The 14405-nt window shown below is 47.4% G+C and carries 16 protein-coding genes; 2 read left to right on the top strand and 14 right to left on the bottom strand.

Annotation, left to right across the window (positions count from 1 at the left end; genetic code table 11):
• Window positions 1-54: 54 nt before the first annotated feature.
• The 14 genes from CWE14_RS03595 to CWE14_RS03665 form a co-directional block, all read right to left on the bottom strand.
• Window positions 55-369: a hypothetical protein gene (locus tag CWE14_RS03595; protein ID WP_126798101.1), complete on the bottom strand. Its 315-nt coding sequence runs from the start codon at window positions 367-369 to the stop codon at window positions 55-57.
• A 372-nt stretch (window positions 370-741) separates the two neighbouring features.
• Window positions 742-1428: an SDR family NAD(P)-dependent oxidoreductase gene (locus CWE14_RS03600; RefSeq protein ID WP_126798102.1), complete on the bottom strand. Its 687-nt coding sequence runs from the start codon at window positions 1426-1428 to the stop codon at window positions 742-744.
• Window positions 1429-1944: 516 nt separating this feature from the next.
• The gene (locus tag CWE14_RS03605) at window positions 1945-2391 is read right to left on the bottom strand and encodes a hypothetical protein (protein ID WP_126798103.1); all 447 of its coding nucleotides are present in this window, start codon (window positions 2389-2391) and stop codon (window positions 1945-1947) included.
• Window positions 2392-2469: 78 nt separating this feature from the next.
• Window positions 2470-2877: a GFA family protein gene (locus CWE14_RS03610; protein ID WP_126798104.1), complete on the bottom strand. Its 408-nt coding sequence runs from the start codon at window positions 2875-2877 to the stop codon at window positions 2470-2472.
• A gap of 530 nt (window positions 2878-3407) precedes the next feature.
• Complete coding sequence (locus CWE14_RS03615) at window positions 3408-4142, bottom strand: hypothetical protein (protein ID WP_126798105.1); 735 nt, start codon at window positions 4140-4142, stop codon at window positions 3408-3410.
• A gap of 190 nt (window positions 4143-4332) precedes the next feature.
• On the bottom strand, window positions 4333-5436 hold the full coding sequence (locus tag CWE14_RS03625; protein WP_126798106.1) for a hypothetical protein: 1104 nt from the start codon (window positions 5434-5436) through the stop codon (window positions 4333-4335).
• 118 nt (window positions 5437-5554) lie between these two features.
• Window positions 5555-6430: a DUF4231 domain-containing protein gene (locus CWE14_RS03630; protein ID WP_126798107.1), complete on the bottom strand. Its 876-nt coding sequence runs from the start codon at window positions 6428-6430 to the stop codon at window positions 5555-5557.
• Window positions 6430-6930, bottom strand: coding sequence for a TIR domain-containing protein (locus CWE14_RS14870; protein WP_126798108.1), 501 nt, complete (start codon window positions 6928-6930; stop codon window positions 6430-6432). The genes CWE14_RS03630 and CWE14_RS14870 overlap by 1 nt, the downstream gene beginning before the upstream one ends.
• Before the next feature lie 92 nt (window positions 6931-7022).
• A complete protein-coding gene (locus CWE14_RS03640; RefSeq protein WP_126798109.1) occupies window positions 7023-8354 on the bottom strand; it encodes a PIN-like domain-containing protein in 1332 nt (443 codons plus the stop codon).
• 91 nt (window positions 8355-8445) lie between these two features.
• On the bottom strand, window positions 8446-8856 hold the full coding sequence (locus CWE14_RS03645) for a transposase (RefSeq protein ID WP_126798110.1): 411 nt from the start codon (window positions 8854-8856) through the stop codon (window positions 8446-8448).
• A 314-nt stretch (window positions 8857-9170) separates the two neighbouring features.
• Window positions 9171-9947 (bottom strand): response regulator, encoded by a 777-nt coding sequence (locus CWE14_RS03650; RefSeq protein ID WP_126798111.1) that lies wholly within the window; start codon window positions 9945-9947, stop codon window positions 9171-9173.
• Window positions 9948-9968: 21 nt separating this feature from the next.
• Window positions 9969-11588 carry a cellulose biosynthesis protein BcsG gene (gene bcsG, locus CWE14_RS03655; protein WP_126798112.1) on the bottom strand — a complete coding sequence of 540 codons (1620 nt, stop codon included), beginning with the start codon at window positions 11586-11588 and terminating at the stop codon, window positions 9969-9971.
• Window positions 11585-11767: a hypothetical protein gene (locus CWE14_RS03660; protein WP_126798113.1), complete on the bottom strand. Its 183-nt coding sequence runs from the start codon at window positions 11765-11767 to the stop codon at window positions 11585-11587. Before CWE14_RS03660 ends, bcsG begins: the two co-directional genes overlap by 4 nt.
• A complete protein-coding gene (locus tag CWE14_RS03665) occupies window positions 11754-13286 on the bottom strand; it encodes a BcsE family c-di-GMP-binding protein (RefSeq protein WP_126798114.1) in 1533 nt (510 codons plus the stop codon). The genes CWE14_RS03660 and CWE14_RS03665 overlap by 14 nt, the downstream gene beginning before the upstream one ends.
• A gap of 118 nt (window positions 13287-13404) precedes the next feature.
• Here CWE14_RS03665 and CWE14_RS03670 point away from each other — a divergent pair, with 118 nt between their 5' ends.
• Together CWE14_RS03670 and CWE14_RS03675 are read left to right on the top strand one after the other, a co-directional pair.
• Window positions 13405-13641, top strand: coding sequence for a hypothetical protein (locus CWE14_RS03670; RefSeq protein ID WP_126798115.1), 237 nt, complete (start codon window positions 13405-13407; stop codon window positions 13639-13641).
• A 2-nt stretch (window positions 13642-13643) separates the two neighbouring features.
• Window positions 13644-14396: a cellulose synthase operon protein YhjQ/BcsQ gene (locus tag CWE14_RS03675; protein ID WP_126798116.1), complete on the top strand. Its 753-nt coding sequence runs from the start codon at window positions 13644-13646 to the stop codon at window positions 14394-14396.
• Window positions 14397-14405: the final 9 nt, after the last annotated feature.

Consider the following 14405-nt stretch of genomic DNA (forward strand, 5'->3'; position numbering starts at 1 on the left):
TATCCATATCCGAAGCAATAAATTCACGTATCATCTTTTATTCTCATAACAATGTTAAGCGTTTGGCTTAGCATGGACTTGCACCGCCTCACCATAAATTATCCAGCCGCTTGAGCCACCTTCTTGAATTTTTATTGCCATAAAATCTTTACCGTACCGTATGCGCTGCACGTCGTATTTGGCATCGGCTTCTACTTCAAATACCACACTGCATCCTGATTTATTAGCGTAGCCACACTCCCAATCTGTGTATGCAGGCACCGGCGCCGTGATCTCCACAACCTTGGTCCTATCAGTGCCGATATCCATGAGCCACACGCCCACAACAACCGATAAAAATACGAATACCAAACCTATACTAATTTTCATAGCGACACTCAAAGCCCGAGCTGTGCGGCGCAAGCGCAGCGTAGTTTGTGTTCCAACGAACTACTGGTTACGCATACTAGTCGAGGTCCTCAATGATACACTGTCTATGACACTTTCAACTCTACGAATACCATTTCATATGGCTCGTTTCTGTTTATGCACTCAGCAGGGACATAACAATGCACGCACCAGCCGATTGGATTAAAGGTCGAGAGCCCTATGGTTTTCTCAAATACCTCAAACTTTATTTCTGGAGGCAATGGTACACTGTTAAAAGCGTCATCAAAAAAAGAGGCGGCATATTGAGCGACTGGTTAGGAGCTAACAAGCCATACCTCTGTGCCGTTAGGAACCTCATGCTGGCAAGACTTGTTAGCTAACGAATTTCTGTGTGAGAGTGATATCCCCCACATCTGTACTTCTTGAGGAACGCAGGACGAAATCAACAGCCAGTATTACGTCAGCCATCGGTATAGGAACGAGGTTAGGAGACTGACCCGATCTGATATCCTCCAATACTTCCTTGGTGCCCACATAGCCTGGATTGATGACAGTGAAACCGATACCCTCTTTCTCAAACCCGAGTCGAAGGGCATGAACTGCTCCACGAAGGCCAAACTTAGAAGCCGAATAGGCAACCTCTAAAGTATTCGATACCTCTAGCCCAGAAGTCGCCCCCATAAATATCGCACGCGGGTTCTCGGCTTTTCTAAGATTTTCGAGCAACCCTTTGGTGATTTCGATCGGAGCTATTAAATTAACGTCAATTATGGATTGGGTCTCGGTGTGAGAACTCTTCTCGAAGTCATAGTCTTCGGTGAATGCACCTTTTTCCCATACTCCCCCCATAAACAACAAAGCATCGAGTGACAGGACCGATGCAGCCTTTATAACTTTCTTAATACCCCCAGGGGTTGAAATATCGGCGCCAACCCACTCACCGATTTTCGACGGCGTTCTCGATACAGAAATAACATTGTCTCCGTTTGCATCGTAGAATTCAGCGACTGCAGCGCCAATCCCTCGGCTTGCACCTACAATTAATAGGTTTTTTTTCATACTAGTGAGTTCCCTCAGCTAACGCCTTGCTTACCGGTAAATTAGACGCGCAGCGAGTAATTTATCCAGGTGTAGAAACTGGTTAGGCAGCACTATGCCCAGGGGTTGGGCGACTGGGGTCCCCATTCAGAAAAATAGAGCCTCAGCAACGGATTGCCCCACTTGCTACGATAGTTACGATAGTTACGAGGATCAACGTGATCCTCGAATCTGTGACACCGACAAAGAGCTTCTCCTTCTTTCCCTGACCTCTAGCTGATAGTTCTACCTCGATGATCTGACTCTCACCATTATCCGTGAACATCTGAAAGATAGAAAAACCAATAACTCTTCCCTCTACGATGGCGAAAAATCCTTCGCCGGAAGCAAACGATTTTTCGATAATGTTCCTATTGCCGTAGAACCCCGCTCCGCCCTGATCGCTTTCTGTCTTGAGCCATACGAGAACCTCTGCAAAATTGTGTCGGTTGGCGTCCTAGCGTCCCAGCGGCCACAGGCCGCGAGTGCTGCGCTTTGTCAGGCATTTTTGTCGCCTAAAACTGACCATTGCTGCCAAGTACCTACAGCAAAAAGGCCGCCAATAAACAAGCAGATACCAGAACTAATTAACCAAAACGTCAGGCTGTTTTCTGGGAACATTGGCATTAACCCGACGAAGGAAACGCCACGCAGTAAAAATATACTGGTTATGACTATTAACGCTAGTTTTGTCAGAGGTAAACGTTTGATTGCACCCGCACCCGACAGGCCATAAAGCCCCCAAACCAAAAGCACCAACACAATGACAGCGGTTATAATTGTCGGATACCAAAGCCCTTCCTCTGCCATCCGAGCCATTTGCTCACCTGCACCAAAGAAACGATACCAATCGCCACCAAATACTATGCAGCCAAAATGAGCAAACGCGACCGCAAAACAACACATTGCCGCAGCCAGAAGATACTTATTATTCGCAGAATCCATCTTGCCTCCTTGAATGCCTAACGCCCGCGTAAAGCGCGCGAGGTACAAGCATCGTCTTTGACGCGTTTGTTATGTGAGCTACCCGCGGTCTGCGGGGTGGTTAACACCATCATAAGCAGGAATCCCTTCAATCTTTAACGGATTTATACCCTCCAGGCAGCCCACGTTAATCCCATATTGGGTTGGATTGGAACGCCGCTGATGATGGGTATAAATTCCACAGTTGGAGCAGAAGTAGTGCTTTACTGTCTTTGTGTTGAACTGATATAGCTTCAGAGCTTCCTCACCTTTGAGGACATTAATTCCTGCCAAGGGCACGGACGCTACAACTGCCCCTCTTCTGCGGCACATGGAGCAATCGCAACGACGCACGTCTACAAGACCGCCTGGCAAGCTAAGCTCGATTTCTACGGTGCCGCAGTGGCATGTAGCTTTATGTTTAACTTGAATAGGGACGCCGTCAACTTCCTTTAGATTTATCGTCATACTTAAATTCCTGAGAACACATAACGCCATTGTTTAGCGACACTAATGTAGCGCAGCGAAATCGGCGTCCGGTGCAGGGCCGCCAGGCCCTGAACGTACTACAACTATTTGTTAAACCTATCAAAATCCATGCTCATAAGTATAAATGAATGGTGCAGGAGTCAGCTTTTTGACCGATCCTCTGTTGCTTGGCGACACGCCCCATTCGCTGGAGAATAGATAGACTTTGCCCGCATTGGACAATTTGACCAACTCTCTAAATTCTGACACCGAGTGGAGTGGTCGCCACACGCCTTGGTATCTGACATATATAGCCCTTGTCTACCTTCCCTTTCATAGACAATGCGCTCAATGATATCGACTACTTCAACATGTGTAAATTTGTCAGATTTAGATCTCGATTCGAGAACCCACAGCAGCTCAGATGTGAGAACTCTGTAGCGAAGATCACCCTCGGGCTGCAGCATGAATCACCTTTTAGGTTTAACGTCTAAATCAGGTGCGCCGCAGGCGTCACCTGAATTTACTTGTTATGTTTCTTTTCTGTACACCCACCTTTTATCAATTAAATACCTATCGCCACACTCGCAGTCGATATAAGTATTCTCTTTTACCTTGTGCTGATCTACGTAAATATCGTTCCCACAGTCACAGGTGATTTTCATCTGAATAGGTTTTACAAGTGGCTTTTCATCAATATAGTTCTCTACATAATATATTTTGCCACATTGCTCATTTAAGCATCTTATGTTCTTACCAATCTTTATTGTTTCTAGGTTGTGATATACGCTTTGCCCACAATCATGGCAATTAAAATGTGCTGCTATCCCCATTCGGCTATCAAACGTACAATCTATGATTGGCTCTAGTTCCTTAACAAGCTTATCCAGATATCTCTTGAGCTTTGTTGATGCTTCGTGATACTCGGCTTGCTTGTTAAGGGTTGGCGTGTGCAAATAATATCCAATCTTGTTGTAATTTTTTTTTATATATTGAAGCGAAATTGTCTTATGGTCACCGGAAAATACAAGTTTCTTCGGATTTCCATTCTCATCTTCTTCATAAATATTTAGGTGGTAATCTTTATCAGCCTTAGGCTCCATTTCTAAAAGAAAATCAAAGACTCTCTTTGGGTGCCATTCAGAAAACTGGCTTTCTGGAACTACCTTTTTATAGTTCTTTAGTTTTGCATAGGCAATTGATTCAATGCACTGTCGTAGTTCAAGGCAAGCATATCTGAAGCTAGCTTCATCATCATTCGACATGAGTGATTTGACCCTTTCTAGACAGTCTTTTTTATGGAAGCTGAGCACTATTCCTCCTAGAAACATAACGCCCGCTTAAGTGGTGAGCAACGCAATACCGTGTTTCCGCACACCACCTAAATCACTAAAATCACTAAAATCAACGCATAGTAAAAATGCTACGCGTTGCGAATCCGTCTTAAAGCGTTTGTTAAACGTTTTTTTGCGAAAAATGTTCAACAACCTTCATTCCTACAACTGTATTTTTATGGTCAAAGAAGCCCAAGTATTTTTTCAGATCTGACGTACCGCTACTGCTAAGAATCAATTTATTAACCATGGAACGAATGCCAAATTGGTTTACTAGTGTGTTTAGTGGCTGTCCTTTTACAGCCATCTTAAGTACACCAATACCGGCTGTGAATGTAGGAGCATTAGAGTCTACGGAGCCAATTGTTGAATCAACGTACAAAGAGATAGATTGCAGAATTTTGGAAAATTTATTCATGTCTTTGTAGCTGCCATCACTTAATGCTTGCTGATAGCAATTTAACCAATCTCTTAGCTCTTGGTACTCACTTCTTAATTGAAGAGCCACTTTAATCATATCACTCGCAGTATTTGACTCTTGTATTACTCTGATTGGCAATGGAAGCATGTTTACATTTAATGCATATAACTCACTACCAGCATTGTGTAATGAAGCTATAGAAGCTCTTTTCTCTGAAACTAGTCGGTTTAGTCTTAGCACTGAGTCTTCGTTTGAAACCATTATTCCAGCATCAGTAAAAAAACGCTTTCTCACAGGGTGCGGTGTATATCCTTTTTCATAAACAAACCCTCTAGCCAACATCCCTGCACCACCCCATAAAGTTTGGGATAAATAACCATGAGGAGCATATCTATTTTGAAGAAAACCTATACGGTTTTCTTCATGATCTTTCTTCAAATCTGATGTTAGACTCAAACGGTCAATAAATTCGTCTCGTGGTCCTTGCAGTCTTTTATAGTCTACTAGAAAAGGATAAGATCGGATGACACCTTGAGATACAGCTTCTTGAAATGGATTACCTTCATGATTCCAAGCATGGATAAAGTTTTCTTCAACTAAAATCTGATCACGTAAAATTATATCAGTAAGCAAATCAAACAGCGCTTCAGTATTAATGATGGCACTCAAGCTATCTTCGTAAGAATAACTGTCATTTTCTTTATCGATTGCTATGTAATGTGATTTGCTTTCATCAACACCTTTGGTTAATAGTTCACCAATATTTTGTAATGACCAATTATCCGAAATTACACTTTGACTCATTTGCGATCCTTTAAATACTACTGCTTCTGAAGCTGATAAAAACGTTTAACGCCGTGCTCACCGGTAAATTTGGAGCGAAGCGGAGAATTTATCCGTGTGCAGCACTTTGTTAGACCCCTTATAGTGAATCCTTGCGAGCCAACCACTGCGTATGCTCCCTAGAAAATGCGTTTTCGCTGTCAGCGATAAATTCCGCCAACTTCTCCTCAGAGTCGATTTGCTCTAGCTCACCCCTTACAACTCCAATTTCGTGAGCAGTCAACCCATATGCAGCCGCTAGCTCTTTAAACCGTTTCACCTGAATCCACGTTAAAGCCGAACCTGCTGCAACAACAAACACATCTGCAGGCCAATACCCAGAATCTGGGTAAGCTACTCTTAAGATTAAAAACAAGACGGCGAAGGCTTGGCAGCCAATTAGAATAGAAAACCACAGTCTTCCTTTTTTACGATTCCAGGCAGATTTATTTGCATACCAAGAACGTTGCTCGTCAATTCTATATGTTCGATAGAAATCAATTCTTTGCTCCCAAGAAAGATTTCTTGTTTCGCACATCTTTTCGGTGATCTGCTCTTGCTCAGAAACCGTACCCCCCAAGTGTACTGCCAAGTCTTTATGTTCACTTAAGATGTTTTTTAGGCGCGCCCTAAACCGAGACTTCACGACTCGTACATCAGGGGCATCTACATAGGGCTCACATCTCATCATAAAGCGCCAAGAGCTTGTTTTAACCGATTCAGCGACAGACCGAGCCCTATACCATGTATCTTCATCTCGCCTAAGAAGCATCAATACAGAAAGGAATATAGATCCTATGACGAGCAATGCCGCCACAATTGCAGACCACTTTTCATTTATTCCATAGACACCCAAGCCAGCTGCCGCAATAAGAAGAAACGAATACACCCTAACGAAACCTAAGTATTGATTTTGGGCATCCATTGATGCCTTGTTTGTGGCGCAGTATAAGGCCGGATATTGCTTGTCTTCCATCAGAGCCCCAGCTTCGTGTAGACAGAATTGTTGTATAATCTTGGACCTTTATCGCTTTGACTGCATCGATGGTACTCACTAGGAAAGTTATCTAACGCATACTGAATTATTTTGAGTTTAAACGGAATGTGGACCACATACTCATCACGAATTATTGGAGGACAATGATCTCCGTCTTGACTTCGCTGTCCATTTAAATTGACAGCGATAATTGGTATGTCGAGATTCATGCATGTTTGAAGTTCCCAACGTACAAACCGATGCAAGTTCTTTGTCTTTTCTCCAACAAGAACTATGGCTTGCTTTGTACTCCCAAGTCTTTCTCTTAGTCTTCTCTTAACTGTATCCTCTCCCGCAGAATCTGTAAGTGGCTTCAAATCGTGAGCATCAAAGAAGTTGAACTCAATATTTTCGTTAGCCTTCCAACCGCGCATAAACCGGTATGCCCACATATCTTCATCGCCATCAAAAATGACGTACGTCTTATTTCTATAGCTCAATTTCTACCTCCGAAGAGTTGGTCTAACGCCGCATTCAGCGGCTCGTCCGCTGCAATGCATTGTTAAGCAAGCAGCGATCATCGATATCAGCTCTATTCATCGTCGTCCTTTGGTGACTCTCCAAAGGGCTTTGATGCACCTAAAGCTCTCTGTATCTCAGTTACGGGTTTCAAAGCGTCTAAAGCTCTCTGCATTTCAGCTGTTGGCTTCAATGCATCCAAAGCTCTCTGCATCTCGGCTGTGGGCTGCAGCGTATCCAAAGCACTCTGCATTTCAGCTGTGGGCTTCAACGCATCCAAAGCACTTTGCATTTCAGCTGTTGGCTTCAGCGCATCTAAGGCACTCTGCATCTCGGCCGTTGGCTTCAGCGCATCTAAGGCACTCTGCATCTCGGCTGTGGGCTTCAGCGCATCTAAGGCACTCTGCATCTCGGCTGTTGGCTTCAGCGCATCTAAAGCACTCTGCATCTCGGCTGTGGGCTTCAGCGCATCTAAAGCACTCTGCATTTCAGCTGTTGGCTTCAATGCATCCAAAGCTCTCTGCATCTCTGCTGTGGGTTTCAGAGCATCCAAAGTTCTCTGCATTTCGGCTGCTGACCATGCAGATGCTAACGAAGATTCAACATAACGAGAAGCATCTACTGGAGGTAGTGATCTCTCCTCGGTTTCGATTTCTGAAATTTCTTCGGGTGTCAGCTTTATTCTGGCTTTCACTTTGGTTGTTTCAACGAAATGCGTCAGGCCCTCAACTAAGTCCTCAAATATATAAACAACAGGGTCATCTGTGATTTCAGCAAGCTCTGATCTTAAGAAACTGTTTAGAAAAAAGCGTCCGCCAAAGCTGGTTCCATAGTCTCCGTCTCGAGAAATTATCCATAGGCGCCGCTTCCCAGAAAAATTGCTTAGAACCTGTTCCCAAGTGATTTCATCACCGACCGGATCATTTCGCTTTCCAGGAGGGTTTCCTGTTTCTTTCCGTTCACGGGCACGTTTAAGTTCGTCAGAGGTAGCTCTCACTGCTTTTGAAAATATGGGAGCCAAGGCCTTTGATACTTCATCCTTAGATTCAGCAACCTGAGCCATGATTTCAAGTGTGTGAGCATCTATCTCAGCATTCACAGACTTTACCGATTTGCTGATATCTCTCATTTGACCAAGAATTTCTTGATTCTTGCCAGTTTCAGAGCCTGAAAAATGATCAGGTACATTAATACTGTGAAGCTTCAAGCCTTGACTCTTCGCCCGCATGAAATCTGCCGCAGCACTAAGCTTGTTTCGCTGAACCTCATCAACTATCTGCTGAGTGACAAAAATATAAGATGCTTGCTCAGATAAAGGTGCTAGTAGTTTACGGCCTTTATCAGTGCGATAAAGATCCAAGTATTTGTTGGCGTCAATCAAAAGCAGCGCATCTAAATCATGCATCCAGTAATATTCCTATAACGTCAATATGCTTAACGCGGAGCGCACCGGCGCACTTTAGTGCGTCCGAGTGACGCGAATTGTTATATTTTCCCTAGGAGGCCAGGAACCTGCGAAGATAGTGCTCAGTTTCCGCCTCATTCTCACATTTATATGTCTCACGAATAATTTCCCGCATTGTTCTGCCGGTATTTGGAATCTCTTGATCACCCTCAGCGAGATTAACGGAGTTCAAATCTTCTTGGGTTAACCCTTCGTTCGACATTGGGTTTATTGTCCAGATGTCTAAGGCATTGATGTGGGAACCATCAGAAAGCTCAAGCTTCTCAAGCAGTGGCTTTAAGGCCCTTGCTCCGCCTCCATACATTAACGCATACGAAAATCTTGGACTTATCTTCACGTCGATCTTAGGTTTGGAAGAGAAAAGGGTGATATCGCACCTCTGGCCGTTCAGCGCACAATTCTCGAGCCGAGATAAAAGCCAAGATATTCTATCTTCGTCCATAGTAGCGACTCCTCTAAATATAACATTTGTATAGTGTACCAGCACACTTCCCCAGCTCGGGTTTTCGAGTACAAAAGGCAGCAGGTCATTGAAATAGCGAGAGGATTTTACTGAGGAGGCTCTTTCCCTTGGAAAACAATCTGAGCATGCTCGTGTTGCTTTTACGCTATGCCTGACATCCCTGGCTACGTTTTCTTATTGTATTGACCTTACAAGAGTTATTTTTACCAGGCAAGAACAAATGCGCCCCCTTTCCGGCGCAATAGTGCCGGAAAGTTCATGACGCGTTAGCAACGTTGGGACGGGTTGGATGGTTAGCCGTACAGCCGCATCATTCGCGCTTCGACGATCATCAGCAGGCGCCAGGGTTCGATGGGTTTGGTGATGAATTCGTCGAAGGCGATGCTTAGGGCGGCGAGCTTGATGTCGACGGCGGTGTCGTTGGACATGAAGAGGATGGGTAGTTCTGCTAGTACTTCATGCTGACGTAGCAGCTGGCCGAATTCAAGGCCGGAGCATTTGGGCAGGTGGACGTCGGTAATCAACAGGCCGGCATCGTTGTCGAGCAGGTATTGCAGCGCCTGTTCCGGGTCATCGGCGATGACCACGTTAAAGCCGCCACTTTTCAATACGGCACCATACAGATCGGCCTGTACGGGCTCGTCTTCAAGCACGACAATAAGCCGTTGCGAGGGCTCGCTCTGGCCGCAGGCCTGACGTATTTTTTCAATTAACTGCGCGGTATTGAGCGGTGCCTGAAAGAAGAAACTGGCGCCGGCACGAACGGCGGCAAGACGTGATTTAAAGTCGCCACGTTCACTTAGCATGAAACAAGGCACTCCGGGGTTTTCTTCTTTAAACGACAGTAGCTCGTCACTGGCGCTGACTCGTTGCCTTTGGAAATCGAGGTCAATCAAAACCAGATCCGGTACTTGCTCAGAGCTTTGCTGTTGAAAGTCACTCAGACTGTCAGCGCAACGGGTTTGCAGACCTTCATCGTGCAGCGCGCCCCTGATCTCTGCCAGTGGCCCGTTGCCTTCGGTTAAAATCAGACAATCTAGCTGCTTGTTATCAGGTGTTTGCGACTGCATTATGCGAACTCCCTTAGTTGCTTACCTTGCATAGCGAACCCAGTTGCCAGCCGAGGTTTGAATTAGAATTTCCGACTGAAACTCAAACATAATGGCCTGGTCGTTTTCGCTGATTACCTTCGAGGTGGGTAGATTACGACTCAGCTCGTTTAAGTTCAGCGGCTGCGGTTCGCCGTTTAACTGGTCCACTGCCTGCTGCACCAGGCTCGCCACTGCTGAAGGGCCTGTTACGGGGTCAAAGCGAACGGCGTCACCGTCCACTGGCATACCAAAAAATTGCACAGTCACTGGCACATGGGTCAAGGCCGGGCTGGGAATTTCACGCATGCCAGGAACCTGGAAACGGTCGCCCTGCAAACCTGCACCATGTTCCGGCACCATCACAATAATGGTCGGCTTACCGCTCGCCTCGACCCGGTCGTAGAGCTCCTGAATATCATCCAGTAGTTGTTCAGCTCGCTCCCGGTAGCTGGCCATCGAGTTGCCGCGAAAACCAAACAATTGATTGCCATCGTGCAAACTAACCGAGTTGTACAGGGTAAAGCCTGAGCCGCTCTCTGCCCGCTCCGACTGCCACTGATTTAACAGGTGGGCGTCCGAATACACTGGCATTTGGTCAAAACCGAGCATGGTTTGTGGCACGTCTTGCAGCGGATAAAATGCGGCCTCCTGCAACTGCCCGTATTGGCGCACCATGTCGAGGTAGTCGTCAAAGTCACCGTGATGGTTCATCACCACCTGCTGATCCCACTGTTCGCTGGCAAACATCGAGCCTAAGGCGCACGACGAACCCGGGGTAAACAACCCACTATGCGGCTCATGGCCGCAGGCACCGCGCATTAAACGCAAGGTTGACGGGCCAGAATAGGAACTGCCACTGTAGTAGTTAGTAAAGGTCAGATCAGACCCTGTCAGCACTGGATGGTCACTCAGGCCGCTAATTTCCAAATCCTGCCACGATAACGAACAGATATTAAGCAACAACACATCGACACCGTCTTCAGGTGCGTTTATCTGATCGCTCCAGGCCAGATCCTGCTGCTGTTGATAGAATTGCTGCAATGCCTGATCCGGGGTATTTGCTGCACCCTGACGTTGTTCGCGGTTTTGCCCACGAGCGCCAGCATCGTCCGCCGTTTGCTCCTCTGCGGTCACAAACACCTGCGACTGATTAGGCCCCCACAGACTCACGCCGAGAATAGCGACAATGGAAACGGTCGTCAGGTTGAGCAGCTTGCTCAGGTACCAGTAAATAATGGCGAAAACCAGCATCGCGGCGACGACCTGTGCATCGACAAAGCGCAGCAGCAATTCGAGCTGATAGCCAAAGGTAAAGCCGCTGACAAAGTCCCACTGCGCGGTCAGCCGCTCAAAAGGCGGCAAAAAGCTTTCCTGATACAACACAATGACTGCTAACACCGCCACTACCAGGTGGCGTGTATAGCGCAGCCATTTGCGTTCAAGCGGAACCAGCAGAACGGCAATTAACGCCAGGTTCTCCCACAGCATCAGTTCAATGTTATCGGTAAACGCCAGTACTGCCTTGAGCAGGAAGTAAAAACTCCAACCGCCGATGGAAAGTAGCGGCCAGCCTGCATCCACAAGCTCACGTCGAAAAGCAGCAGGTGAATGGCTGGTCATTCTGAACGTCCTTCTTTATTGTTATATCTTTTTTTTACACGGAAGTGGCGATTCATGGTCAGCAGCGCCCAGTTCTGGCGCCAGACCCGGGCGCTAATTGCTTTGAGCAGAACAAAAAACAAAATACCGCAAGCAAAAGCCAGTACAACCAATACCATCACCAGATCAATTGGTAGCATTGCCGCCCCCTTTTTTGCGCAGCTGAATTGACGAAACCGGAGCTGGCTGCGGGTAAAACAAGGTACGCCGGGCATCCTCGTCTTCTGACAAGGCTAACACGGGCATGGGTTTACTTGGCAAAGCGCGCTCTGCCTGCAGTGCCCGTTCACAGATAAACTGCACGGCATGCAGCGACTGTGCTCTGTCTTCCCCCGAGAAAAGATGAGACACCGGCATGCTGAACAAGCTAAACAGAACTTTGTCGACATCGTTTGCGCGACACGCGGGCAGGAAAATATAAACCCCCTCCCGGGTGCTGGTTATCAGGTCACCCTCTCGCTGGATCTTGCAGCGCGAGAGGATCTCCGAACTGCTAACCCCTGCAGCGGGATGGGCAAAAATTAATGAGAAATCCAGTTTGTAAGCGGCATTGCGCTGGGCTATTTGAGGCACCACCTGAAAGAATTCGGCTGCTTCCAGATACCCTTTGTACGACGACACCTTAAGCCGGCCACTGAGTGTTTCCAGGGTCGCCAGGCGCTGCTCAAATTTCCAGCCCGACACTGACTCGACCAGGCTCAGCAGACGATTGAGTGGCAGTTGCTGCGGCACCACCAGGGTCACCCCTGCTTGCAGCAAGACTTTTTCTTCATACAAACGAACGCTTGAGTTGCGCTCGCGAATGACAATTTTCCAGTAAGGTCCGGCGTACTTTCGGATCCCATGCACGGTCTTCAGCAGTGTCTGTATTTCTGAATGCTTAGTAAAAGGCAGTAAAATAACGCCATCGACCCCGGGCTCGATGTAATCCTGAATATCGTTATAGGACTCGATCACCCGCCATTCTTTCGGCAGCGATTCAGTGCTGGCCAGCGCGTCCGCCACCGCATACTTAGGCGCACGGTTTCCAAGTAACACCGGCTCATGGGCTGCAGCGTGTGACGAGGTTGATGCAGCAGCGGATTCATCCAGTACATCAATATCAAACTGCAATACGCGACCATGGCTAAACCAGTAATGAACCAGCCAGTCGTCACCATGTTCAGCAGGTTCGATTGACTGCACGCTGGTTAGCTGGCTTAGCGGGGTTATCAGTGCGGTACGCACCTGGTCGAGGGGGAAGTCGACTAAAACGACTACCACCGGTAACATATGATGGCGGGCAAATTGAGCCAGCTCACCCTGTACCACCATTTGCAACCTGGCCGGTGCCGCATCAGAGGCCTGTTTCTCAATGATGTAAACGATGGCTTCGAGCCCTTTACTTAACACCTCTAACGAGCGTCGGATCGAGCTGGTTTTGAGGCGCTTTGTGTACTTCCATGTGGCGAGGGTGCAGTTGGCTGACAACGCATTTCGCTCGTCATTTGGCTCGTCATTCCAAGGCGAAATAACCAGGCTGGGTTGTTGAACGGCAATGAATTCCGCTAACTGAAATGCACGTTGTTTAGAGAGCACCGATACGGCATGGACTTCGCCAGCTTTAACATCAGGAAACTGATCATGCGCACTGTCCGTCGACTGCTTCAGTGTTAGCAATGAATTCTCCTTGCCATCAGGGGGTACAGGTCCCTATGATTAAAGAAAAGAAGTTGTTAAGCAAGTACTATAACGCCTGTTTATATAAAGAACTGCTTATAAATAAGCAAGGAGCAACATGATCACAAAAAGTATGCTCACCCCGCCCTCCCGCGCGACGACCCGCCTTTCAGAAGCGGAAGATATCGCCATGTTGCAACTTCACACTGGTGAGCAGGGGCTACAATTTCGCGAGTTAAACCTTTCTCAGCAAATCACCACAACACGCACTAAATGGCGGCTCTTCCATTCGCCGCTTGCAAGCCTGGTCGCCAGCGCTGAAACAGCAGCCGACCCAGCACAAGACGACCGTTAAGTATGCTTTCGATTGGTATTGTCTCGTTGACTCCCGGGGCGGGCGCGAAAACACTGTGTGCGAATCTCGCTAATGAGCTGGCGACGGCGGCCTCCCCTACGCTGGCGGTGGACTTAACCCCAGAAAATATGCTGCGGCTGCATTTTGGCATGCCGTTAGAGGACCGTCGCGGTCTGATAAACCAGGATCCACTGGAGGTATTCGAGTATCCATCCGGTGTTCATTACCTGCCTTACGGAGAGAGCCTGCCTCATGGAGAGAGCCTGCAGGGCGCCAGCTCTCAGCTCGACAGAGGCGAGCCTGCAACAGGTTCGCAACTGACGCAGGTACTTGAGCGACTGCCGGATGACTATACGTATTGCTGTATTAACCTCGGCACTCAGGATCTGAACCACCTCGATGCGCTGCAAAACAGCCTTGATATCCTGTTGTGCGTGCTTGAACCAGCGCCTTTAACCTACGCCTACCTTTACCGGGCGTTATCTCGGGACTTAAAGAACGCGCCGCTGTCATTTTCCTCGGTGTATTTTGTGTTTAATAAAGTGGCGCCTAATTTAACCTTGAACAAAGACATCCTTAACCTGTTAAAAGCAGAACTGAACCCCCGTATTCTTGCGCCGATGATGGTTCACCATGACCAGCATGTACCTGAGGCGCTCGCTACGCAGCAGCCCGTAGTCGATTACGCCATCGCCTCACGCGCCGCCGGCGATTTTGAAGCCCTCGCACTGTGGCTAAAAACGGTGCTGAAGTGAAGGTGGCTG

The sequence above is a fragment of the Aliidiomarina soli genome (genome assembly GCF_003986975.1).
Taxonomy (GTDB): Bacteria; Pseudomonadota; Gammaproteobacteria; order Enterobacterales; family Alteromonadaceae; genus Aliidiomarina; species Aliidiomarina soli.